At 61.0% G+C, this 22978-nt stretch carries 17 protein-coding genes and 4 tRNA genes; 17 read left to right on the top strand and 4 right to left on the bottom strand.

The genetic code is table 11. From position 1 onward, the window contains the following. Positions 1 to 37: 37 nt before the first annotated feature. Both C9422_RS21450 and C9422_RS21445 read right to left on the bottom strand, forming a co-directional pair. Positions 38 to 1528 carry an MDR family MFS transporter gene (locus C9422_RS21450; RefSeq protein WP_178082433.1) on the bottom strand — a complete coding sequence of 497 codons (1491 nt, stop codon included), beginning with the start codon at positions 1526 to 1528 and terminating at the stop codon, positions 38 to 40. 49 nt (positions 1529 to 1577) lie between these two features. Beyond that, entirely contained in the window at positions 1578 to 2666 is a 1089-nt protein-coding gene (locus C9422_RS21445) for an HlyD family secretion protein (RefSeq protein WP_116582045.1), read from the bottom strand. Positions 2667 to 2897: 231 nt separating this feature from the next. Here C9422_RS21445 and gltX point away from each other — a divergent pair, with 231 nt between their 5' ends. The 10 genes from gltX to C9422_RS21390 all read left to right on the top strand — a co-directional run bounded on the left by gltX (position 2898) and on the right by C9422_RS21390 (position 8801). Next, the gene (gene gltX / locus C9422_RS21440; protein ID WP_104449650.1) at positions 2898 to 4379 is read left to right on the top strand and encodes a glutamate--tRNA ligase; all 1482 of its coding nucleotides are present in this window, start codon (positions 2898 to 2900) and stop codon (positions 4377 to 4379) included. A 245-nt stretch (positions 4380 to 4624) separates the two neighbouring features. After that, positions 4625 to 4700, top strand: a tRNA-Ala gene (locus C9422_RS21430). Positions 4701 to 4779: 79 nt separating this feature from the next. Further along, a tRNA-Glu gene (locus C9422_RS21425) sits at positions 4780 to 4855 on the top strand. 53 nt (positions 4856 to 4908) lie between these two features. Continuing rightward, positions 4909 to 4984: transfer RNA gene (locus tag C9422_RS21420), tRNA-Ala, on the top strand. Between the two features lie 80 nt (positions 4985 to 5064). After that, positions 5065 to 5140 (top strand) — tRNA-Glu (locus tag C9422_RS21415). Between the two features lie 184 nt (positions 5141 to 5324). Further along, a complete protein-coding gene (locus C9422_RS21410; protein ID WP_007978672.1) occupies positions 5325 to 5864 on the top strand; it encodes a TetR/AcrR family transcriptional regulator in 540 nt (179 codons plus the stop codon). A gap of 30 nt (positions 5865 to 5894) precedes the next feature. Further along, positions 5895 to 6728 (top strand): alpha/beta fold hydrolase, encoded by an 834-nt coding sequence (locus tag C9422_RS21405; RefSeq protein WP_116582044.1) that lies wholly within the window; start codon positions 5895 to 5897, stop codon positions 6726 to 6728. Positions 6729 to 6776: 48 nt separating this feature from the next. Further along, on the top strand, positions 6777 to 7214 hold the full coding sequence (locus C9422_RS21400) for a thioesterase family protein (protein WP_104449648.1): 438 nt from the start codon (positions 6777 to 6779) through the stop codon (positions 7212 to 7214). Positions 7215 to 7263: 49 nt separating this feature from the next. Continuing rightward, positions 7264 to 8223 carry a tRNA-dihydrouridine synthase gene (locus tag C9422_RS21395; protein ID WP_116582043.1) on the top strand — a complete coding sequence of 320 codons (960 nt, stop codon included), beginning with the start codon at positions 7264 to 7266 and terminating at the stop codon, positions 8221 to 8223. Between the two features lie 131 nt (positions 8224 to 8354). Beyond that, positions 8355 to 8801, top strand: a complete 447-nt coding sequence (locus C9422_RS21390) for an Hsp20 family protein (protein ID WP_116582042.1) — start codon at positions 8355 to 8357, stop codon at positions 8799 to 8801. A 141-nt stretch (positions 8802 to 8942) separates the two neighbouring features. On the opposite strand, the gene C9422_RS21380 is transcribed toward C9422_RS21390, so the two are convergent. Continuing rightward, the gene (locus tag C9422_RS21380) at positions 8943 to 12221 is read right to left on the bottom strand and encodes a PAS domain S-box protein (RefSeq protein ID WP_116582041.1); all 3279 of its coding nucleotides are present in this window, start codon (positions 12219 to 12221) and stop codon (positions 8943 to 8945) included. A 67-nt stretch (positions 12222 to 12288) separates the two neighbouring features. Next, positions 12289 to 13179 carry a LysR family transcriptional regulator gene (locus C9422_RS21375; protein WP_007975654.1) on the bottom strand — a complete coding sequence of 297 codons (891 nt, stop codon included), beginning with the start codon at positions 13177 to 13179 and terminating at the stop codon, positions 12289 to 12291. Between the two features lie 148 nt (positions 13180 to 13327). Here C9422_RS21375 and leuC point away from each other — a divergent pair, with 148 nt between their 5' ends. The 7 genes from leuC to C9422_RS21340 all read left to right on the top strand — a co-directional run bounded on the left by leuC (position 13328) and on the right by C9422_RS21340 (position 22735). Beyond that, positions 13328 to 14746, top strand: a complete 1419-nt coding sequence (gene leuC / locus C9422_RS21370; protein WP_116582040.1) for a 3-isopropylmalate dehydratase large subunit — start codon at positions 13328 to 13330, stop codon at positions 14744 to 14746. A gap of 10 nt (positions 14747 to 14756) precedes the next feature. Continuing rightward, entirely contained in the window at positions 14757 to 15401 is a 645-nt protein-coding gene (gene leuD / locus C9422_RS21365) for a 3-isopropylmalate dehydratase small subunit (protein ID WP_015095895.1), read from the top strand. A 145-nt stretch (positions 15402 to 15546) separates the two neighbouring features. Continuing rightward, a complete protein-coding gene (locus tag C9422_RS21360) occupies positions 15547 to 16314 on the top strand; it encodes a class I SAM-dependent methyltransferase (RefSeq protein WP_116582039.1) in 768 nt (255 codons plus the stop codon). Positions 16315 to 16365: 51 nt separating this feature from the next. Further along, a complete protein-coding gene (gene leuB, locus C9422_RS21355) occupies positions 16366 to 17448 on the top strand; it encodes a 3-isopropylmalate dehydrogenase (protein WP_007975659.1) in 1083 nt (360 codons plus the stop codon). Positions 17449 to 17514: 66 nt separating this feature from the next. Further along, positions 17515 to 18627: an aspartate-semialdehyde dehydrogenase gene (asd, locus tag C9422_RS21350; RefSeq protein WP_007975660.1), complete on the top strand. Its 1113-nt coding sequence runs from the start codon at positions 17515 to 17517 to the stop codon at positions 18625 to 18627. 282 nt (positions 18628 to 18909) lie between these two features. Further along, positions 18910 to 19920 (top strand): aspartate-semialdehyde dehydrogenase, encoded by a 1011-nt coding sequence (locus C9422_RS21345; RefSeq protein WP_116582038.1) that lies wholly within the window; start codon positions 18910 to 18912, stop codon positions 19918 to 19920. A gap of 205 nt (positions 19921 to 20125) precedes the next feature. Next, complete coding sequence (locus C9422_RS21340) at positions 20126 to 22735, top strand: FimV/HubP family polar landmark protein (protein WP_116582037.1); 2610 nt, start codon at positions 20126 to 20128, stop codon at positions 22733 to 22735. Positions 22736 to 22978 lie beyond the last annotated feature (243 nt).

The following is a 22978-nucleotide window of genomic DNA, read 5'->3' as shown; positions in this document are numbered from 1 at the left end:
GCAGCCTGCGGCAGCTCCTACACAAGGTAGCGGTGTATCAATGGGCCTCGCCGGCCTTCAGCCCCGCCGGCAATTTCCGGGTCAGCAACACCGCCAGCATGCTGATCCCCAGCGCGATCCCGACAAAATGAAACGCATCGTTGTAGGCCATGATCGATGCCTGCTGATGCGCGATCTCGCTGAGTTTGCCCAGTGCCGCCGTTTCACTGCCCAACCGGTCGGTCAGCGAGGCAATGCGCTCGGCCACCTGCGGGTTACTCGGCACGATGGACTCACGCAGGTAATCAAAATAAACCTTGGTCCGTGCATCCAGCAGCGTGGCGAGCAGGGCGATGCCGATGGCCCCGCCGAGGTTGCGCAGGATGTTGAACAGGCTCGATGCCGACCCAGCATCCTGGGGCAGGATGTAGGAAGTCGCGATCAGCGAGATGGTGACCATGATCAGCGGCTGGCCCAGGGCGCGGATGATCTGGATCTGATTGAACTGCGGCCCGGCAAAGTCCGGGTTCAGCACGCCCGAAGAGAAGCTCGCCAACCCGAATAGCCCGAAGCCCAATGTGCACAGCCATTTCGGCGAGACGAACTTCATCAGTTTGGGCACCAGCGGGATCAGAAACAGCTGTGGCACACCCATCCACATGATCACTTCGCCAATTTGCAGGGCGTTGTAGTTCTGGATTTGCGCCAGGTACAGCGGCAGCAGGTAGATCGAGCCGTACAACCCGACCCCCATGCCGACGCTGGAAATACTGGACAAGCCGAAATTGCGGTTGCCGAGGATGCCGAGGTTGATCAACGGATTGGGTTTGGAAAACTGCACGATGACGAAGGTGATCAGGCTGACCAGCGCGATGCTGCCCAGGGTCACGATCAGATTGGATTCCAGCCAGTCCTTGCGATGGCCTTCCTCCAGGAACACCTGCAAACAACCGAGCCCGACGCCGAGGCTGAGAATGCCGGCGTAGTCGGTGCTTTTCAGCAATTCCCAGTGCGCTTCTTTCTTCTCCAGGCCGTACATCAGGCCGGCGATCATGATCAGGCCGGGCGGGATGTTGATGTAGAAGATGTATTCCCAGCCCCAGTTCTCCGTCAGCCAGCCGCCGAGGGTCGGGCCGATGGAGGGCGCGAAGGTGGCGGTCATCGCGAACATGGCCATGCCTTTGGCGCGGTGGTGTTCCGGGAGCTTGATCAGGGTCAGGGTGAACGCCAGCGGAATCAGCGCGCCGCCGGTAAACCCCTGCAGGGCGCGGAACACGATCATGCTCTCCAGGCTCCAGGCCATGGAGCAGAGCAGGGAGGCCGCGAGAAACCCGAGGGACACCCATACCGCCAGGCGTCGCGCCGACAACAACTGCACGAGCCAGGCAGTGAGCGGGATCATGATGATCTCCGCCACCAGGTAGGAGGTGGAAATCCATGAGCCTTCCTCCAGGGTCGCCGATAGCGCGCCCTGGATATCCTTGAGCGAGGAATTGGTGATCTGGATGTCCAGCACCGCCATGAAGGCGCCGAGCATCACGCTCATCACCGCGATCCAGTCCCGCCGGGTCGGCTCGCCGACCGGGCGGATCAGTTGATCACCGGCCATCGTCGGCGGCGTCTTTGCTGCTCACTGTGGGGGTGACGCCTTCAGGGGCATCCTTGATGTTCACCTTGGCGGTCACCGACATGCCCGGACGAATCTTGCCGCGCAATGGATTGTCGGCGGCAAAGGTCAGTTTTACCGGAATCCGTTGCACGACTTTGGTGAAGTTGCCCGTGGCATTGTCTGGCGGCAACAGGCTGAACTGCGCGCCCGAGGCGGCGAACAGACTGTCGACGCGGGCTTCGATCGGCGTGTCGCTGTAGGCGTCGAAGGTCAGCTCGGCTTTCTGGCCGGGCTGCATGTGGCCGATCTGGGTTTCCTTGAAGTTGGCCTGAATCCAGATGTCTTCGTCCGGCACGATCGACAGCAGGTAAGCGCCGGCCTGCACGTATTGGCCTTCGCGGGCGGCACGCTGGCCGATCAGCCCGCTGATGGGAGCGTGGATTTCGCTGCGGGTCAGGTTCAGTTCGGCCTGGGCCAGGTCGGTTTTTGCGTTGGCGATCTGCGCGTCGAGGCGTTTGATCTCGGCGGTCAGCGCGTTGACTTGCTGGCGCTGACTTTGCGCATCGGCCTGGGCCTTGGCCACTTGCGAGCGGGCAATGTGGGATTCGGCGGAGAGGGTGGTCACCCGCTCTTCCGAGACATAACCGGGTTTGCGCAAGGTCTCGGCGCGGGTCAGGTCGATCTGTGAACGGCCCAGGCTGGCCTGGCTGGACGCGACTTGCGCTTCGCTGGCGGCAATCAGGCTGGCCTGCTGGGTCAGCTTGCTCTGGGCTTGCAGGCGTTCGGCCTGGCGGGTGGCCAGGGCGGCATTGGCGCGGTCGACAGCGAGGCGGAAGTCGTCGCCTTCGAGTTTGATCAGCAACTGGCCCTTCTCGACATGCTGGTTGTCCTGCGCCAGCACCTGGTCGATGCGCGCGCCCAGCTGGCTCGACACACGGGTGATCTCGCCCTGGACATAAGCGTTGTCGGTGCTTTCATAAAAGCGCCCTTTGAAGAACCAATGGGCAAACAGGCCCCCGGCAATCAACAGGACCATCAGCAGGAATGTAAAGAGGCGACGCTTGAGTTGGGCAGGCATGAGGCAAACTGTAGTCGAGAAATTGTAAGGGAAGTTATCAGCAGGCAAATCTGGCATACAGCCGATAAGTGGTAAATGCCGTCGGTGGATATTCGGCCATTCACCGCGTCATAGGGGCGTTGCAGACGCAACCTTGGCTTAAATGCCCTGTTCGCTGGAGCCGGGCGGGTGTCGCCTGTTACCATTCGCGCCTAGTTTGAACTTCGCTTTTTTTTCTTTTCGAGACATGCCATGACCACCGTCCGCACTCGCATCGCGCCATCGCCTACCGGGGATCCCCACGTAGGTACCGCCTACATCGCCTTGTTCAACTACTGCTTTGCCAAGCAGCATGGCGGTGAGTTCATCCTGCGGATCGAAGACACCGACCAATTGCGTTCGACCCGTGAGTCCGAGCAGCAGATTTTCGACGCCTTGCGCTGGCTGGGGATCGACTGGAGCGAAGGCCCGGACGTCGGCGGCCCGCACGGTCCGTATCGGCAAAGCGAGCGCGGCGATATTTATCAGAAGTATTGCCAGCAACTGGTCGACATGGGGCATGCCTTCCCGTGCTTCTGCACCGCCGAAGAGCTGGACCAGATGCGCGCCGAGCAAATGGCTCGCGGTGAAACCCCGCGTTACGACGGCCGCGCGCTGCTGCTGTCCAAGGAAGAAGTTGCCCGTCGCCTGGCCGCTGGCGAACCCCATGTGATCCGCATGAAGGTGCCGAGCGAAGGCGTCTGCGTGGTGCCGGACATGCTGCGTGGCGACGTCGAGATCCCGTGGGACCGCATGGACATGCAAGTCCTGATGAAGACCGACGGCCTGCCGACGTACTTCCTGGCCAACGTGGTCGACGATCACCTGATGGGCATCACCCATGTATTGCGCGGCGAAGAGTGGCTGCCATCGGCACCGAAGCTGATCCTGCTTTACGAGTACTTCGGCTGGGAACAACCGGAGCTGTGCTACATGCCGCTGCTGCGTAACCCGGACAAGAGCAAGCTGTCCAAACGCAAGAACCCGACCTCGGTGACGTTCTACGAGCGCATGGGCTTCATGCCGGAAGCGATGCTCAATTACCTGGGCCGCATGGGCTGGTCGATGCCGGACGAGCGCGAGAAATTCTCGTTGCAGGAAATGGTCGACCACTTCGACCTGAAGCGCGTGTCCCTCGGCGGGCCGATCTTCGACATCGAGAAGCTGTCCTGGCTCAACGGCCAGTGGCTGCGTGACCTGCCGGTGGAAGAGTTCGCCGCGCGCGTGCAGAAGTGGGCATTCAATTCCGAATACATGATGAAGATCGCACCGCACGTGCAGGGCCGGGTCGAAACCTTCAGCCAGGTGGCACCGCTGGCCGGGTTCTTCTTTGCCGGTGGCGTGAACCCGGATGCCAAGCTGTTCGAATCCAAGAAACTGTCGGGTGATCAGGTTCGTCAGTTGATGCAGTTGATCCTGTGGAAACTCGAAAGCCTGCGCCAGTGGGAGAAGGACAGCATCACCGCGACCATTCAGGCTGTAGTCGAGTCCCTGGAGTTGAAGCTGCGTGATGCCATGCCGCTGATGTTTGCCGCGATCACCGGCCAGGCCAGCTCGGTGTCGGTGCTCGATGCGATGGAAATCCTCGGGCCGGACCTGACCCGATTCCGTCTGCGCCAGGCCATCGACCTGCTGGGCGGTGTGTCGAAGAAAGAAAACAAAGAGTGGGAAAAGCTGTTGGGCGCTATCGCCTAAACGCTTTTGATTCCCTGTAGGAGCTGCCGCAGGCTGCGATCTTTTGATCTTGCTTCCAAAAGCCAACGTCAAAAGATCGCAGCCTTCGGCAGCTCCTACAGTGTAAACCTCCCGAATTTCCGGGGGGGGGCGGTAAGTGGTTGTTATGCCGACAAAAAATTTTGAAAAATTTCAAAAATAAGTTTGACAGGCTTTCGATACGCCCTTAAGATTCGCCCCGTCCTCAGCGATGACATCAACGATGAGGGGCTATAGCTCAGCTGGGAGAGCGCTTGCATGGCATGCAAGAGGTCGACGGTTCGATCCCGTCTAGCTCCACCAATTTACACTTCAAGGCCTGGCCACACCGGCCTTGAAGCGATCAGCTCTCAGCACTGATCAGTTGTATAGAAGGGTTTGCGTCCCCTTCGTCTAGTGGCCTAGGACACCGCCCTTTCACGGCGGTAACAGGGGTTCGAGTCCCCTAGGGGACGCCAGTTTTACAGAAGCGATGTTGCAAGATGTCGCTCCGCCGCGAGGCGAAAAATCCGGGGCTATAGCTCAGCTGGGAGAGCGCCTGCATGGCATGCAGGAGGTCAGCGGTTCGATCCCGCTTAGCTCCACCAATTTTACAGTTCAAGGTCTGGCCACACCGGCCTTGAATCGATCAGCTCTCAGCACTGATCAGTTGTATAGAAGGGTTTGTGTCCCCTTCGTCTAGTGGCCTAGGACACCGCCCTTTCACGGCGGTAACAGGGGTTCGAGTCCCCTAGGGGACGCCACGATTACCCGCTCTGCGGGATTTATAAGGGTCATTCAATTATTGAATGGCCCTTTTGTTTGTCTGGCGTTTGGCCAAATTCCTCCATTTCCAAAAAAACTGTTCTTCAGACCAGCGGTCACGCCCATGACTTGCTAAAATTTATTATGAGAATAATATTTCAATCGTAATATTCGGAGGCAACGATGAACGATAAAAAAGCTCAAACCCGCGAGCGCATCCTCAAGGCTGCCAGCGCAGCGCTGATTCAGCGCGGCCCGGCCGAGCCAAGCGTGGGCGAAGTGATGGGCGCAGCGGGCCTGACGGTCGGCGGCTTCTATGCACACTTCGAAAGCAAGGACGCGATGATGCTCGAGGCGTTCAAGCAATTGCTCGGTCACCGCCGCGACCTGATTGCCGACATGGATGCGCAGTTGACCGGTGAAGAGCGCCGCGCGCTGGTGGCTGCGTTCTATCTGTCACGCAAGCACCGTGACTCCTCTGAATCGGCCTGTCCGATCCCGGCATCGGTCGGCGAACTGGGGCGGCTGCCGGAAGCGTTTCGTGTCGCCCTGAATGAACATGTGGAATTGATGGTCGCGCAGTTGGCGGCCAGTCCTGAAGAAACCGAAAAAGCCCTGGCCGATATGGCCTTGATGGTGGGTGGGCTGGCTCTGGCGCGGGCGCTGGGGCCGGGCGAGTTGTCCGATCGATTACTGCGCGCCGCCAAATCGGCAGTGCGTTGACCCTGAAGGCTGCGGCCTGAGGAGAATGCGATGAGCGCGTTAAAGTGGGTTCGTGGCGTTAATGGCACCTTGGGCTGGTTTGCCCCGAAACTGGTCGCTAGCAAAATGCGACTGGCCTTCATGACTCCGCGGGACCTGCCGCCCCGTGATTGGGAACTGCCGCTGTTGGCGCGATCCGAGCGCATTACCCTGCGGTTTGGCCTTTCGGCGCTGCGCTGGGGGCAGGGGCCGGCCGTGCTGCTGATGCACGGCTGGGAAGGTCGGCCGACGCAGTTTGCCAGCCTCATCACCGCGCTGGTCGATGCCGGTTACTCGGTCGTCGCCCTGGATGGTCCGGCCCACGGCCGCTCTCCGGGCAGGGAGGCGAATGTGGTGCTGTTCGCTCGCGCCATGCTTGAAGCCGCTTCCGAATTGCCCCCGCTGCAAGCGGTCATCGGCCACTCCATGGGCGGCGCCAGCGCCATGCTCGCGGTCCAGTTGGGTTTGCGTACCGAAACCCTGGTGAGCATTGCCGCCCCGGCGCGGATTCTTGGCGTACTGCGTGGTTTCGCCCGTTATGTCGGGCTGCCGCCGAAGGCTCGTTCGGCGTTCATTCGCCAGGTGGAGAATGATGTCGGCATGCGCGCCGCGATGCTGGATGTCGCGCGCTATCAACTGGATATGCCCGGCCTGATCGTTCACGCCGAAGATGACACCTTCGTCCCGGTCAGCGAGTCGCAATTGATCCACGAAGCGTGGTTCGACAGTCGCTTGCTGCGCTTGAAGGAGGGTGGTCATCAGCGCGTATTGGCCGACCCCCGAGTGATTGATGGCGTGTTATCACTGCTGGCCGGGCGCAGTCTGCAATCACGCCAATCCGCTTGAGCTTCCGTTACACTGCCCCGGTCGAAATCATCTGACCGGGAGTGGGGCATGGGCTGGGATCGGGAAACGCCATTTATCATTGATCTGCAAGTGGACGCCGAGGACATTGACGGGCTGGGACACGCGAACAACGCGGTCTACGTGACCTGGCTCGAGCGCTGCGCCTGGCGCCACTCCCAACGCCTTGGCCTGGATCTGGTCGAATACCGGCGCCTGGACCGGGCGATGGCGGTGGTGCGCCACGAGATCGATTACCTGGCCGCGGCCTACGAAGGCGATGAGCTGCAATTGGCGACCTGGATCGTCGATTGGGACCAGCGCCTGAAGATGACCCGGCACTTCCAGCTGATCCGCCCCAGCGACAATGCAACGTTGCTGCGCGCTCAAACCACGTTCGTCTGCATCGAGCTGTCCACCGGCAAACCCAAGCGCATGCCGACGGAGTTCATCGAAGGCTATGGCCCGGCGCTACTCACCCCAGCCTGACACAATCCTTGTAGGAGCTGCCGCACGTTTTTCCTCGAGTGTGTTTTTCATGCAAATTGCTTTGGCGCCCATGGAGGGGTTGGTCGACGACATCCTGCGCGATGTGCTGCCCCGCGTGGGTGGTATTGACTGGTGCGTGACCGAGTTCATTCGGGTCAACGCCCAGTTGCTGACGCCTGCCTATTTCCACAAGTTCGGCCCGGAGCTGCTCAACGGTGCCCGGACGGCCTCTGGCGTGCCGCTGCGTGTGCAACTGCTCGGTTCCGATCCGGTGTGCCTGGCGGAAAATGCCGCGCTGGCGTGCGAGCTGGGTTCCGAAGTGATCGACCTGAACTTTGGTTGCCCGGCCAAGACCGTCAACAAATCCCGGGGTGGCGCGGTCCTGCTCAAGGAGCCCGAGCTGCTCAACCAGATCGTCGAGCACGTCCGTCGTGCCGTCCCCGCGCACATTCCGGTCACCGCCAAGATGCGCCTGGGCTTCGACAGCCCGGACGGTTCGCTGGTGTGTGCCACGGCCCTGGCCGAAGGCGGTGCGGAACACATCGTGGTGCACGCGCGGACCAAGGTCGATGGCTACAAGCCGCCGGCGCACTGGGAGTGGATTCCGCGGGTGCAGGACGTGGTCAAGGTGCCGGTGTTCGCCAATGGTGATATCTGGAGCGTCGAAGACTGGCGCCGTTGCCGCGAGATCAGTGGCGTGGAAGACATCATGCTCGGTCGCGGCCTGGTCTCGCGCCCCGATCTGGCCAAGCAGATCGCCGCTGCCCGGGCCGGTGAAGAGGTCGTGGAGATGACCTGGAGCGAACTGCTGCCGCTGATCCAGGATTTCTGGCTGCAAGCCAAGGCGCAGATGACGCCACGCCAATCGCCGGGTCGCCTGAAGCAATGGCTGGCGATGCTGACCCGCAATTATCCCGAGGCGGTAGAGCTGTTCACCGTCCTGCGTCGTGAGACCGAACTGGATAACGTCTCGCGTTTGTTGGGGCTGCCGGTGGCTGAAGCTGCCTGAGGCTCTTTTAAAAAAAGTGGAAAATAAGCTCTTGAAATGCAATCGGCGGTCCCTATCTAAGGGTTACGCGATGCCGAATTCGGGTCGCGGAGACAAAAAACCTTGCTGATTGTTTTCAGGAGATTTGAATCATGGCTACTACATTTTCCATGGCCCCACTGTTCCGTTCCTCGGTAGGTTTCGACCGTTTCAACGACCTGTTCGAAACCGCCCTGCGCAATGAGCCAGGCAGCAGCTATCCACCCTATAACGTGGAAAAACATGGCGACGACCAGTACCGTATTGTCATCGCAGCGGCTGGTTTCCAGGAAGAAGACCTGGAGCTCGAAGTCGAGAAGGGTGTGCTGACCATCAGTGGCGGTAAGCGCGACGCAAACGAAGACGTCACTTATCTGTATCAGGGCATTGCGCAGCGTGCCTTCAAACTGTCCTTCCGTCTGGCGGACCACATCGAGATCAAGGCTGCCGGCCTGAGCAACGGTCTGTTGAGCATCGACCTGCTGCGGGTGATTCCGGAAGAGGCGAAAGCCAAGCGCATCCCGATCAACGGGGCGCATAAGCCGGCTCTGCAACACTGAGTCCGGGCACAAAAAAGGGCGCCATCGGCGCCCTTTTTTGTGCCTGTACCATTTGTAGGAGCTGCCGAAGGCTGCGATCTTTTGATTTTAAAAATCAAGATCAAAAGATCGCAGCCTGCGGCAGCTCCTACAGGGTTTGCGTTATTTCAGGAGTTTTTGGAACTCTTCCACCGGCAACGGCGGGCTGTGCAAATACCCTTGGTAGAAGTGGCACTCCAGCCCCTGCAGGAACTCAAGCTGCTCCGCTGTTTCCACCCCTTCGGCAATCACTTTCAAATCCAGGCTGCGGGCCATGGCGACGATGGCGCGGATGATCTCGGCGTCGTTGGGGTCGCTGGTGGCGTCGCGGATGAACGACTGGTCGATTTTCAGGGTGTCGACCGGCAGGCGCTTGAGGTAGGTCAGTGAGGAATAGCCGGTGCCGAAGTCGTCCATGGCGAAGCTCACGCCGAGTTTTTTCAGGCGGCGCATTTTGCTGATGGTGTCTTCCAGGTTCTGGATCACGATGCCTTCGGTGATTTCCAGCTTCAGCAATGTGCAGGGCAGCCCATAGGTGGCGAGGCTGTTTTCAACGCGTTCAACGAAATCGTTCTGGCGGAACTGGCGCGGGCTGATGTTCACGCACAGGCTGAATTTGTACGGGTTCACCACGCCTCGGTCGATCAATTGCTTGAAGGCCTGGCAGGCTTCGTCGAGGATCCAGGTGCCGACCTCCAGGATCAGTCCGCTGTCTTCCAGCACCTTGATGAACTCGGTGGGTGATTGTGCGCCGAGTTCCGGGTGATTCCAGCGCACCAGGGCCTCGGCGCCGACGATGCGGTCGCCCCGGGCGTCGACCTGGGGTTGGTAATGCACGCGGAACTCGCCCCGGGACAGGGCCAGGCGCAGGTCGGTTTCCATGCGCAGGCGTTCGCTCGCGGCCTTCTGCATGGTGTTGTGGTACATCTGCGCGGTATTGCGCCCCGAGTCCTTGGCGCGATAGAGCGCGATGTCGGCGCGCTTGAGCAGGTCGGTCGGGGTCGAGCCGTGATCGGGGATCAGCGCAATGCCGATGCTGGGCGTCACTTGCAGGCGCTGGCCGTCGAGGAACATCGGCTCGGACAGCAGCTCGCGGAGGGTGTCGGCCAGTTCGCGAACCTGATCGCTGACTTCGCTGCGCGAGCCTTCGAGACCGCTGAGCAGCACCACGAATTCGTCGCCCCCCAGGCGCGCAACGGTGTCCTCCATGCGCACGCTGGCCTCCAGGCGCGCGGTGATGATTTTCAGCACGGTATCGCCCACCGGATGCCCGAGGGAGTCGTTGATGTGCTTGAAGTGGTCGAGGTCGAGGAACATCAGCGCGCCGCGCAGGTTATGCCGTTTGAGCAGGGCAATCTGCTGGCTCAGGCGGTCCATCAGCAACGCACGGTTGGGCAGGTTGGTCAGTGGGTCGTGGTAGGCCAGGTGGCGAATCTGCGCTTCGGCGTTTTTCAGCAGGCTCACGTCCCGTGCGGTCAACAGCAGGCAGGCGGTTTCGTTGAGGGTGATCGGCTCCACCGAGACCTCCACGGTGAGCAGTTCGCCGCGCTTGTTGCGCCCGAGCATTTCCTGGTGATGAACCCGGCCCTTGATCTGCAATTCGGCCAGCAGCGCCGAGCGTTGTTTTTCTTCTGCCCAGATCCCGACCTGGTACACCGTACGGCCCACCACTTCCTCGGCGCGGTAGCCGGTCAGGCGGCAGAAACCGTCGTTGACCTCCAGATAGCGGCCGGTGTCGCGCTCGGTGATGGTGATGGCGTCGGGGCTGGAGTGGAAGGCCTTGGCAAACTTCTCTTCACTGGCCTTGAGCGCCGCTTCCGAGCGTTGTTGCTGGGTGATGTCGCGCAGCGTGGTAACGATGCAGGGCTGGTCGCCGACGCTGATCTGGCGGCTGGAAATCACGCAGGTCAGGGCCTGTCCGTCCTTGTGTTGGACCAGTATGGCGACATTGTTCAGGCCTTGTTCGCGGATCACTTGTTCGATCCGTCGCAGGCTTTTTGCCGAAGCGTCCCACAAGCCGATTTCGTCGGCGCTACGGCCGATCACATCGGCGGTGCTCCAGCCGAAGGTCTGAGTGAAGCTGGAGTTGATTTCGATGAACTGGCCGCTGTCCTGGTGGGTGACGCAGATCGGATCGGGGCTGACCTGGAACAGCGTGGCGAATTTTTCTTCGGAGGCCACCAGCCGTTGTTCGCGCTCCACCTGGTCGGTGATGTCGAGCAAGGTGCCGGCCATGCGCACCGGCACGCCGTTGTCATCGCGGTAGAGGCGGGCGCGGCTTTCCAGGTAGCGTGAGCTGCCGTCGGGCAATTGCACGCGGTAGGTCAACTGATAGTTGCCGGCCGGGCCTTCGCGCAGGCTGCGGTAGGCGTCGCGCATGGTGTCGCGCTCTTCGCCGGGCACGCCCTCGAAAAACGCGTCGAAGGATTCGTGAAAGGGTTTGGCTTCCAGGCCGTGCAGTTGGGCGGCTCGTGCCGATCCGTAGAGCATGCCGCTGGGAATGTGCCAGTCCCAGGTGCCGAGTTGCGCCGAATCCAGGGCCAGGTCGAGGCGTTCCTGGCTGTCCTTGAGGGCGTGTTCGGCGACTTTGCGTTCGGTGGTGTCGAGGAAGGTGCTCAGCAGATAGGGCTGGCCTTCGAGCTCGACTTTTTGCGCACTGAGGATGCCGTCATGGATCTGGCCGTTGCTGGCGCGGAACTGCACTTCCATGCTGACCACATCGCCCTTGGCTTTAGTGGCCTTGACCAGATCGGCCCGTTGCTCGGGGTGTACCCACAGCCCCAGTTCCAGGGTGGTGCGGCCGATCGCGTTTTGCACCGGCCAACCGAACAGGCTTTCGAAATACTGGTTGGCTTCGGTAATCAGGCCGTCTTCCTGACGGGTCAGCAGAACCATGTTCGGGCACAGGTGAAACAGGGTGGCGAAGCGTTTTTCCGAGCTGCTCAAGGCCTGCTCACGCTGGCGCTGGTGAGTGATCTCGCGGATCACGCCGATCATCCGCGGCCGGCCATGCTTGTCCGGCAACAGGCTGCCGCTGATTTCCAGCCAGTGCAGGCTGCCGTCGGGCCAGCGGATGCGGTGGTGCATGGCCTGCTCCAGTGGCGCACCGCCAATGACCGCGTGAAAGGCACGAACGGTTTTGGCGCGATCCTCTGGCGGCAGCAGGTCGAGGTATTCCAGGTCATGGGGCAGCGGTTGCCGTGGATCGAAGCCGAACAGCGCCTGCGTACCCCGGGACCAACTGATCTGCCCGCGCTCGATGTCCCAATACCAGGCCCCCAGGCGCGCTCCGTTGAGCGCGGCGAGCAATTGCGAGGCGCTTTCCCAGCTCTGTTCGGAGCTTTTCGGATCAATTGCCTGGATACGCGGCATCGGCGGAATACGGTCTACAGATTTCGGCATTGGCAAGCCTTGGGCTGGTGTTGGGCGTTTGTTGCAGGTATTCGCGGCTCTATAGGAGTAGCACAAGTTAGCCTTGAGTCCCTGGCAGATCGAGTTGAGCGTCCAGCAAGGCCATGAAGGCCCGCGCAGCATTCGACAGCGTCCTTTCCGTGTGCAGGATATAGCCTAGCTGGCGAGTGAGCTGTATGCCCGGCAAAGGTATGCGCGCCACCTGGTCATCGAGCATGGTGCGCGGCAAGACACTCCAGGCCAGGCCGATCGAGACCATCATCTTGATGGTTTCCAGGTAGTTGGTACTCATGGCGATGTTGGGCGTCAGGCCCTGGGCTTCGAACAGCCGTTGCACGATGTGGTGGGTAAAGGTGTTGCCGCCGGGGAATACCGCCGGGTGTCGGGCGATGTCCGCCAGGCTGACCTTGCCGTTGTTGAGCAGTGAATGCTCCGGGGCGACCACGAAATCCAGCGGGTCGTCCCACACCGGCGTGGCCTTGACCAGTGTGTGGGGCTCCGGTGCGAGGGTGATGACCGCCAGTTCGGCGCGGCCATGGAGAATTTCCTCGTAGGCCACTTCCGAATCGAGGAACTGAATATCCAGCGCCACTTGCGGGTAGCGTCGGGTGAACTCCCTTAATAAGGGTGGCAGGCGGTGCAGGCCGATGTGGTGACTGGTGGCCAGGGTCAGACGGCCGGTCACTTCGCCGGTGAGGTTGGTCAGGGCGCGGCGCGTATCATCCAGCACATTGAGAATCTGATAGGCCCGCGGCAGCAGGGCGCGCCCGGCCTCGGTCAGGCCCACTTCACGACCCAGGCGATCGAACAGCCGAACCTTCAATTGCTGCTCCAGTCCGGCGATGCGCTTGCTGATGGCCGGCTGGGTCAGGTGCAGCCGTTCACCTGCACCGGAGAAACTTCCGGTCTCGGCAATGGCAATAAAAGCATTGAGGTTGGCCAGATCCATGTTCGTATTCCAGTTGGTTATCCAAAGCATAAAAAATATGAATTTGAGTTATTTAATGTAACCCCATAGGATCGACCTCACAAGCCAAGGGGTTATTGAATCGCTCAAGACCCAGGGCATAGAAACAAGCTGATGAGGAAACCGTCTGATGGCCGGCAAAACGCTCTACGACAAGCTCTGGGATTCGCATTTGGTCAAGCAGCGCGACGATGGCTCTGCGCTGATCTACATCGACCGTCACATCATCCACGAAGTGACTTCGCCGCAAGCCTTTGAAGGCCTGCGTCTGGCCGGGCGCAAGCCATGGCGCATCGATGCCAACATCGCGACCCCGGACCACAACGTACCGACCACCCCGGAGCGCAAGGGCGGCATCGACGCCATCGTTGACCAAGTCTCGCGCCTGCAAGTCCAGACCCTGGATGACAACTGCGATGAATACGGCATTGTCGAATTCAAGATGAACGACGTTCGCCAGGGCATCGTCCACGTCATCGGCCCGGAGCAGGGCGCCACATTGCCGGGCATGACCGTAGTCTGCGGCGACTCCCATACCTCGACCCACGGCGCATTCGGCGCATTGGCCCACGGTATCGGCACTTCCGAGGTCGAGCATGTGCTCGCCACCCAGTGCCTGGTTGCCAAGAAAATGAAAAACATGCTGGTACGCGTCGAAGGCCAATTGCCGTTCGGCGTGACCGCCAAGGACATCGTCCTCGCCGTGATCGGCAAGATCGGCACCGCCGGCGGTAACGGCCACGCTATCGAATTCGCTGGCAGTGCGATTCGCGACCTGTCCGTGGAAGGCCGCATGACCATCTGCAACATGGCCATCGAAGCCGGCGCCCGCGTAGGCCTGGTGGCTGCAGACGAAAAAACTGTGGAGTACGTCAAGGGTCGTCCGTTCGCGCCGAAAGGCGCGGAGTGGGACCTGGCCGTCGAAGCCTGGAAAGACCTGGTGTCTGACACCGACGCCAGTTTCGACACCGTGGTCGAGCTCGACGCGACGCAAATCAAGCCGCAAGTCAGCTGGGGCACCTCGCCGGAAATGGTCCTGGCGGTCGACCAGAACGTGCCGGATCCTGCGAAGGAAATGGACCTGGTCAAGCGTGACTCCATCGTCCGCGCGTTGAAATACATGGGTTTGACCGCCAACCAGGCGATCACCGACATTCAGCTCGACCGCGTGTTCATCGGTTCCTGCACCAACTCGCGGATCGAAGACCTGCGCGCCGCCGCGGTGATCGCCAAGGGCCGCAAAGTGGCCTCGACCATCAAACAGGCCATCGTCGTTCCGGGCTCGGGCCTGGTGAAGGCTCAGGCCGAATCGGAAGGCCTGGACAAGATTTTCCTCGAAGCCGGTTTCGAATGGCGTGAGCCGGGTTGCTCGATGTGCCTGGCGATGAACCCGGACCGTTTGGAAAGTGGCGAGCATTGCGCCTCGACCTCCAACCGTAACTTCGAAGGCCGTCAGGGTGCCGGTGGTCGTACCCACCTCGTCAGCCCGGCCATGGCCGCGGCCGCTGCCGTAAACGGTCGTTTCGTCGACGTCCGTGAATTGATTTAAGGAGCGCAGCATGAAAGCTTTTACCCAGCACACTGGACTTGTCGCGCCTTTGGATCGTGCCAACGTCGACACCGACCAGATCATTCCGAAGCAGTTCTTGAAGTCGATCAAGCGCACCGGTTTTGGTCCGAACCTGTTCGATGAATGGCGTTACCTGGATGTGGGGCAGCCGTACCAGGACAACTCCAAGCGTCCGCTGAACAAGGACTTCGTCCTCAATGCCGAGCGTTACCAGGGCGCCAGCGTGTTGCTGGCCCGTGAGAACTTCGGTTGCGGCTCCAGCCGTGAACACGCGCCGTGGGCGCTGGAAGAGTACGGTTTCCGCAGCATCATCGCGCCGAGCTATGCCGACATCTTCTTCAACAACAGCTTCAAGAACGGCTTGCTGCCGATCATCCTGAGCGATGCTGAAGTCGACGAACTGTTCCAGCAGGTCGAGGCCAATCCGGGTTATCAGTTGCAGGTCGATCTGCAAGCCCAGACCGTGACCCGTCCTGACGGCAAGGTGTTGAGCTTTGAAATCGATGCGTTCCGCAAACACTGCCTGCTCAACGGCCTGGACGATATCGGCCTGACTTTGCAGGACGGCGATGCGATTGCAGCGTTTGAAGCCAAGCACCGTGCGAGCCAGCCGTGGTTGTTTCGCGATGCGTGATTTTGCATAAGGCGTGATGACGCTATCGCTGGCAAGCCAGCTCCCACAGGTTTTGTGAACGGCGCATATCACTGTGGGAGCTGGCTTGCCAGCGATGAGGCCCGACCAGGCAACACAAGACTAAACCCCAAAAAAGGAAGTCCCCATGACCAGCACCGCCCAGCACAGCCAGGTAGTCCAAAAGCAATTCGGTGAACAGGCCTCGGCCTACCTGAGCAGCGCCGTTCACGCTCAAGGCACTGAATTCGCACTGCTACAGGCTGAACTGGCGGGGCAGGGCGATGCCCGGGTGCTGGACCTCGGTTGCGGCGCAGGCCACGTGAGCTTTCACGTAGCCTCATTGGTGAAAGAGGTGGTGGCGTACGACCTGTCGCAACAGATGCTCGATGTGGTGACGGCTGCCGCTGCTGAGCGGGGCTTGAACAACGTGTCCACGGTCAACGGTGCCGCCGAGCGCCTGCCGTTCGCCGATGGCGAATTCGATTTCGTCTTCAGCCGCTATTCGGCGCACCATTGGAGCGATCTGGGCGTGGCCCTGCGGGAAGTGCGGCGGGTGTTGAAGCCGGGTGGCGTGGCGGCATTTGTCGACGTGTTGTCACCGGGCAGTCCGTTGTTCGACACTTACCTGCAAAGCGTCGAAGTGCTGCGCGACACCAGCCATGTGCGCGATTATTCCGCCGGTGAGTGGCTGCGCCAGGTCAGCGAGGCGGGGCTGCACACCCGCAGTACCACCCGTCAGCGCTTGCGTCTGGAGTACAACAGCTGGGTCGAACGCATGCGCACCCCTGAAGTGATGCGCGCGGCGATCCGCCAGTTGCAGCAGTCGATGGGTCATGAAGTGCGCGAATATTTTGAGATTGAGGCCGATGGTTCGTTCAGTACCGATGTGCTGGTATTGATGGCCGAGCGATAGAATTTTTCCGGGAGCACCCCAGGGTGCACCGACTGATGACATGAGGAAAGCATGAGCAAGCAGATTCTGATTCTCCCAGGTGACGGTATTGGCCCGGAAATCATGGCCGAAGCGGTCAAGGTCCTGGAGCTGGCCAGTGACAAGTTCTCTCTGGGCTTCGAGCTGAGCCACGACGTGATCGGTGGCGCGGCCATCGACAAGCACGGCGTGCCTTTGGCCGATGAAACCCTGGAACGTGCCCGTGCGGCCGATGCCGTGTTGCTGGGTGCGGTCGGCGGCCCGAAATGGGACACCATCGAGCGTGACATCCGCCCTGAGCGCGGCCTGTTGAAAATCCGCGCGCAACTGGGCCTGTTCGGCAACCTGCGTCCGGCGATCCTGTACCCGCAACTGGCCGAGGCTTCCAGCCTGAAGCCGGAAATCGTTTCCGGGCTGGACATCCTGATCGTTCGCGAACTGACCGGCGGCATCTACTTCGGCGCACCACGCGGCACCCGTACCCTGGAAAACGGTGAGCGTCAGTCCTACGACACCCTGCCGTACAGCGAAAGCGAAATCCGTCGCATCGCCCGTGTCGGCTTCGACATGGCCATGGTCCGCGGCAAGAAGCTGTGCTCGGTGGACAAGGCCAACGTACTGGCGTCCAGCCAGTTGTGGCGTGAAGTGGTCGAGCAAGTGGCCAAGGATTATCCTGAAGTCGAGCTGAGCCACATGTACGTCGACAACGCCGCCATGCAACTGGTGCGTGCACCGAAGCAGTTCGACGTGATCGTCACCGACAACATGTTCGGCGACATCCTGTCCGACCAGGCGTCGATGCTCACCGGTTCCATCGGCATGCTGCCGTCGGCGTCCCTGGACACCAACAACAAGGGCATGTACGAGCCGTGCCACGGTTCGGCGCCGGACATCGCGGGCAAGGGCATTGCCAACCCGCTGGCGACCATTTTGTCGGTGTCGATGATGCTGCGTTACAGCTTCAATCAGCAGGCTGCCGCCGACGCCATCGAGAAAGCCGTGAGCCTGGTGCTCGATCAGGGCTTGCGCACGGGTGACATCTGGTCGGCCGGTTGCACTAAAGTCGGTACGCAGGAAATGGGTGACGCAGTAGTCGCCGCGCTGCGGAATCTGTAATCTCTCGGGCCCGCTGCCAAATTCAAGACAAGGCAGCGGCCCACATTTCAAGAAGGTGTAGTTGCGATGAAACGTGTAGGTCTGATCGGTTGGCGCGGTATGGTCGGTTCCGTGCTCATGCAGCGGATGCTGGAAGAGCAGGATTTCGATCTTATCGAGCCGGTGTTTTTCACCACTTCCAATGTCGGTGGCCAAGGCCCGTCCGTGGGCAAGGACATTGCTCCGCTCAAGGACGCTTACAGCATTGAAGAGCTGAAAACCCTCGACGTGATTCTGACCTGCCAGGGTGGCGACTACACCAGCGAAGTCTTCCCCAAGCTGCGCGAAGCCGGCTGGCAGGGTTACTGGATCGACGCCGCTTCCAGCCTGCGCATGCAGGATGACGCGGTGATCGTGCTGGACCCGGTGAACCGCAAGGTCATCGACCAGCAGCTCGATGCGGGCACCAAGAACTACATCGGCGGCAACTGCACCGTCAGCCTGATGCTGATGGGCCTCGGTGGCCTGTTCGAAGCGGGCCTGGTGGAATGGATGAGCGCCATGACCTATCAGGCGGCCTCCGGTGCCGGCGCGCAGAACATGCGTGAACTGATCAAGCAGATGGGCGCGACCCACGCTGCTGTCGCCGATCAACTGGCCGATCCGGCCAGCGCGATCCTCGACATCGACCGTCGTGTGGCCGAAGCCATGCGCAGCGACGCGTACCCGACCGAAAACTTCGGCGTACCGCTGGCCGGCAGCCTGATCCCGTGGATCGACAAGGAACTGCCGAACGGTCAAAGCCGTGAAGAGTGGAAGGCCCAGGCCGAGACCAACAAGATCCTCGGTCGCTTCAAGAGCCCGATCCCGGTCGATGGCATCTGCGTGCGCATCGGCGCCATGCGCTGCCACAGCCAGGCGCTGACCATCAAGCTGAACAAAGACGTGCCGATCGCCGACATCGAAGGGCTGATCAGCCAGCACAACCCTTGGGTCAAGCTGGTGCCGAACAGCCGTGAGACCAGCATTCAGGAGCTGAGCCCGAACAAGGTCACCGGCACCCTGAACATCCCGGTTGGCCGTCTGCGCAAACTGAACATGGGCTCGCAGTTCGTCGGCGCGTTCACTGTTGGCGACCAGCTGCTGTGGGGCGCGGCCGAACCGCTGCGTCGCATGCTGCGGATCCTGCTCGAGCGTTGATCGACTGATGCAATGAAAGAACCCGCGCCTTGAACGAGGCGCGGGTTTTTTTATCCCTGACTGTCTGACGTTTATGGGTTGCCCGTACCGGCCTCTTCGCGGGCAAGCCCGCTCCCACAGGTTTCAGTGGTGTACACAAACCTTGTGCTCGACACCGAACACTGTGGGCGCGGGCTTGCCCGCGAAGGGGCCGGTACAGCCAGCGTAAATATCCGGCAGAATTGCCTGCATCCCCACCACCCGGTAAAGTGCCGCTCCCCCCGTTTCGCCAGAGGCCAAGCCATGAACCAGTCCATTGATATTGCCGTGATCGGCGCCACCGGTACTGTCGGCGAAACACTCGTGCAGATTCTCGAAGAGCGCGATTTCCCGATCGGCACCCTTCATCTGTTGGCCAGCAGCGAGTCGGCCGGCAGTTCCGTACCCTTTCGCGGCAAGAACGTGCGGGTGCGGGAAGTCGATGAGTTCGACTTCAGCAAGGTGCAGTTGGCATTTTTTGCCGCCGGCCCGGCTGTTTCCTTGAGTTTTGCTTCCCGTGCGACCGATGCCGGTTGCTCGGTGATCGATCTGTCCGGTGCCTTGCCAGCGGATAAGGCGCCGCAGGTCGTGCCAGAGGCCAACGCTCAGGTGTTGGCGGGCTTGAAAAAGCCGTTTCTGGTCAGCGCTCCCAGTCCGTCGGCTACCACGCTGGCGGTGGTGCTCGCGCCGCTGATGGATGTGCTTGATCTGCAGCGCGTCAGCCTGACCGCCAGCCTGGCGGTATCGGCCCAGGGCCGTGAAGCCGTGAGTGAGCTCGCCCGGCAAACCGCCGAACTGCTGAATGTGCGGCCGCTGGAACCGAAATTCTTTGACCGGCAGATGGCCTTCAACCTGTTGGCCCAGGTCGGCAAGCCGGACGAACAAGGTCATACGCTGCTGGAAAAACGCCTAGTGCGTGAGCTGCGTCAGGTCATGGCGCTGCCTGCATTGAAGATTTCCGTCACTTGCATTCAAGCCCCGGTGTTTTTTGGCGATAGCTATAGCGTGACCCTGCAGTGCGCAAGCGACATTGATTTGGCCAAAGTCAATGCTGCGTTGGAAGACGCGCCCGGCATCGAGCTGGTCGAGGCGGGCGATTACCCGACCCCCGTAGGTGACGCGGTAGGGCAGGATGTGGTCTACGTGGGGCGGGTTCGCCACGGTATCGACGACCTGTCGGAACTTAATTTGTGGCTGACGTCAGATAACGTACGCAAAGGCGCCGCGCTCAACGCTGTGCAGCTGGCTGAGTTGTTGATTAAAGACCTGCTGTAAAAGATACTTTGCAACAATTTGTCGAATGATTCCGCGCGAGCCTATGCTTGGCGGAGCGCTGAAGGCGAGCCACTCTGCGGGGCTTTGCGGGGTATCAATCAAATGATCGCGCGCGACGACCTTCGTCGTAGCACGCAATGCCTTACGGCGGCGGCTATCAATATCTTCTCGCTGGCCGAGGAATGTTCAAACTAAGGATGAGCTAATGGTTCAAGTTCGCAAACTGGTGTTAGCAATAGCGGCCGCCTCGGCGCTGTCCTCCGGTATGGCGCATGCCCTTGGGCTCGGGGAACTGACCCTGAAATCGACGCTCAACCAGCCGCTGGTGGCGGAAATCGAGCTGCTCGATGTCAAGGACCTCACCGCTGCTGAATTGGTGCCGAGCCTGGCTTCGCCGGAAGATTTCGCCAAGGCCGGTGTCGACCGCCAGGCGTTTCTGAATGACTTGACCTTCACCCCGGTGCTTAACGCCAACGGCAAAAGCATCCTGCGCGTGACCTCCAGCAAGCCGCTCTCCGAGCCGATGGTGAAATTCCTGGTCCAGGTGATGTGGCCGAACGGCCGTTTGCTGCGCGACTACAGTGTGCTGCTCGATCCATCGAAATTCTCGTCGCAAACCGCCGAGGCGGCTGCGCAGCCTGCACCGACTTCAACCGTCGCTGCACCGGTCACCGGTGCGACCAAGCCATCGCAATACACCACCACGCCGCGCGATACCTTGTGGGAAATCGCCGCGAAGGCGCGTAATGGCGGTTCGATCCAGCAAACCATGCTGGCCATTCAGGCGCTGAACCCGGACGCCTTCATTGACGGCAACATCAACCGCCTGAAAACCGGCCAGGTGTTGCGTATGCCGGATCAGGCGCAGAGCACGAACCTGCCGCAACCCAAGGCCATCGCCGAAGTGGCTGCGCAGAACAAGGCCTGGCGTCAGGGGCGCCGTTATGTCGCCAAGCCCGGGGCAGGGCAGCAGCAACTGGACGCCACCCATCGCGCTCGCAGCGATGTTGCTCCTGCTCAAGCGGCCAGCGACAAACTGAGCCTGGTGTCTGCCGAGTCCGGCAAGAATCGTGGCAAAGGGCCTGCTGGTGATGCCGTGGCCCTCAGCAACAAGCTGGCGGTGACTCAGGAAAGCCTCGACTCCAGTCGTCGTGATAACGCCGAACTGAAAAGCCGCATGGCCGACCTGCAAAGCCAGGTGGACAAGCTGCAGCGCCTGATCGAGCTGAAGAACAATCAACTGGCCAAGTTGCAGGCCGAGGGCGCGACTGGCGCACCAGGCACCGCAACGGCTCCGGCAATGTCGGCCGAGCTGGCGCCCAATCCGGCTGCACCTGCGCCGGCAGACTCTGCGCCAGTGGCCGCGGCGCCGGAGGCAGCTCCGACTCCGGTCGGGCAACCTGTCGAGGCGACGCCGGCTGCGTCCGACGATCAGAAATTCAATGAGTTGCTGAGCAATCCGGTGCTGCTGGGCCTGGTGGGTGGCGGTGCTGTCGTTCTGTTGCTCTTGCTGCTGTTGCTGGCGCGCCGCCGCAAAGCCCAGCAAGCTGCCGAGAAGCATCAGCGCATGGCGCGTGCCCTGGCCGAAGAACAGCCGTTCTCGGCCGATCTCGACCTGCCGGAAAGCAGCTTCGAAGGCCTTGAAGTTCCGTCGCCGAGCGTGAAGCTGGCGACTGCACCGACACCAGCTCCCGCGCCTGCGCCGGTCATTGCCCCCGTCGTGATGACCACGCCGATCGCCGCGCCATTGGTGTCGCCGGCTGCCGAGCGTTCCGATGACGTGCTGGGCCAGGCTCAGTCGCACATCGATGGCGGTCGCCTGAACCAGGCTGCCGCGTTGCTGGAGGACGGCGTCAAGCGAGAGCCGCAGCGCAGCGATTTGCGCTTGAAGCTGATGGAAGTCTACGGCCAGCAAGGCGATCGCGATGCGTTCGTCGGCCAGGAGCGCAAGCTGGTGGCCAATGGCGACAACTTCGCCCAGGTGGAAAAGCTCAAAAGCCGCTTCCCGGCCATGGCGCTGGTGGCTGCCGGTGGCATCGCCGCAGCCGCCGTTGCTGCCGAGCTGGACGCGCAGTACGTCAAGGACCTGTTGCTCGATGAGCCGCAAGCGCCAGCAGCAGAGCCGGCACCGTTCGAGGATGACCTCGACAGCGCCTTCGACCTGAGTCTGGATGATCTGGACACGATCCAGCCTGTGGCGCCTGCACCTGTACCGGAGCCTGAAGTGGAGGCTTTGGCGGACCTGGACGAATTCCCGCTGGATGACGACCTGAGTTTTGAGTCGGTGTTGCAGCAACAGACCGAAATCAAGGAAAACCTCGACGACCTGTCGGACTTCGACCTTGACCTGGATCTCGGTGCGCAACCGTCGCCGGCGATGTTGGCTGAGGATGATTTCCTGCTGGATCTGGATGAGGGCGTGAAGGATTTTCCAGTCGCCGAAACCCCGGCTGTTCCTGACGTTGCGCTGGATGATCTGGATCTGCCTGCCGACTTCGACCTGTCGCTGGCCGACGAAATGAGCACGCCGGATACGTTCGCCGCCGAGCTGGATGATGTCAACGCCGAGCTGGAAAGCCTGTCCAACAGCATCGGTGAGCCGACCTTTACCGAAGCCGATGCCGCACTGGATGGCGATGACGAGTTCGACTTCCTCTCGGGTACCGATGAAGCCGCTACCAAGCTCGATCTGGCGCAGGCCTATATCGACATGGGGGACAGCGACGGTGCCCGCGACATCCTCAATGAGGTCGTGAGCGAAGGCAGTGACGAGCAGAAGAGCGAAGCCAGGGAGATGCTTTCGCGTCTGGCTTGAGTGATCGTCCAGTTGTAAACGGAACGGCAGCCCGGTGAGGCTGCCGTTTTTGTTTGGGCGATGAATTGATGTCGTCTGCTGTGGCCTCTTCGCGGGCAAGCCCGCTCCCACAAGGTTCTGTGGCGTTCACAATACCTGTGGGAGCGGGCTTGCCCGCGAAGAGGCCGCGACAGTCAAAGGAGATCTCTCTGGTATCCCCGCCCGGCGGCCTTATAATGCCCGCCTTTGGTACATCATCAGGCT

Source organism: Pseudomonas sp. B1(2018), assembly GCF_003097365.1.
Lineage (GTDB): Bacteria > Pseudomonadota > Gammaproteobacteria > Pseudomonadales > Pseudomonadaceae > Aquipseudomonas > Aquipseudomonas laurylsulfatiphila.
The sequence above is the reverse complement of the archived record's forward strand: the minus strand, read 5'-3'. Positions and strand labels throughout refer to the sequence as shown.

Excerpts from the sequence above, each read along its gene's own strand:
- C9422_RS21410 (WP_007978672.1), top strand. The coding sequence starts at position 5,325 with ATGAACGATAAAAAAGCTCAAACCCGCGAGCGCATCCTCAAGGCTGCC.
- C9422_RS21360 (WP_116582039.1), top strand. The coding sequence starts at position 15,547 with ATGACCAGCACCGCCCAGCACAGCCAGGTAGTCCAAAAGCAATTCGGT.
- leuB (WP_007975659.1), top strand. The coding sequence starts at position 16,366 with ATGAGCAAGCAGATTCTGATTCTCCCAGGTGACGGTATTGGCCCGGAA.
- leuD (WP_015095895.1), top strand. The coding sequence starts at position 14,757 with ATGAAAGCTTTTACCCAGCACACTGGACTTGTCGCGCCTTTGGATCGT.
- C9422_RS21400 (WP_104449648.1), top strand. The coding sequence starts at position 6,777 with ATGGGCTGGGATCGGGAAACGCCATTTATCATTGATCTGCAAGTGGAC.
- C9422_RS21405 (WP_116582044.1), top strand. The coding sequence starts at position 5,895 with ATGAGCGCGTTAAAGTGGGTTCGTGGCGTTAATGGCACCTTGGGCTGG.
- C9422_RS21340 (WP_116582037.1), top strand. The coding sequence starts at position 20,126 with ATGGTTCAAGTTCGCAAACTGGTGTTAGCAATAGCGGCCGCCTCGGCG.
- C9422_RS21395 (WP_116582043.1), top strand. The coding sequence starts at position 7,264 with ATGCAAATTGCTTTGGCGCCCATGGAGGGGTTGGTCGACGACATCCTG.
- asd (WP_007975660.1), top strand. The coding sequence starts at position 17,515 with ATGAAACGTGTAGGTCTGATCGGTTGGCGCGGTATGGTCGGTTCCGTG.
- C9422_RS21345 (WP_116582038.1), top strand. The coding sequence starts at position 18,910 with ATGAACCAGTCCATTGATATTGCCGTGATCGGCGCCACCGGTACTGTC.
- C9422_RS21390 (WP_116582042.1), top strand. The coding sequence starts at position 8,355 with ATGGCTACTACATTTTCCATGGCCCCACTGTTCCGTTCCTCGGTAGGT.
- C9422_RS21380 (WP_116582041.1), bottom strand. The coding sequence starts at position 12,221 with ATGCCGAAATCTGTAGACCGTATTCCGCCGATGCCGCGTATCCAGGCA.
- gltX (WP_104449650.1), top strand. The coding sequence starts at position 2,898 with ATGACCACCGTCCGCACTCGCATCGCGCCATCGCCTACCGGGGATCCC.
- leuC (WP_116582040.1), top strand. The coding sequence starts at position 13,328 with ATGGCCGGCAAAACGCTCTACGACAAGCTCTGGGATTCGCATTTGGTC.
- C9422_RS21445 (WP_116582045.1), bottom strand. The coding sequence starts at position 2,666 with ATGCCTGCCCAACTCAAGCGTCGCCTCTTTACATTCCTGCTGATGGTC.
- C9422_RS21375 (WP_007975654.1), bottom strand. The coding sequence starts at position 13,179 with ATGGATCTGGCCAACCTCAATGCTTTTATTGCCATTGCCGAGACCGGA.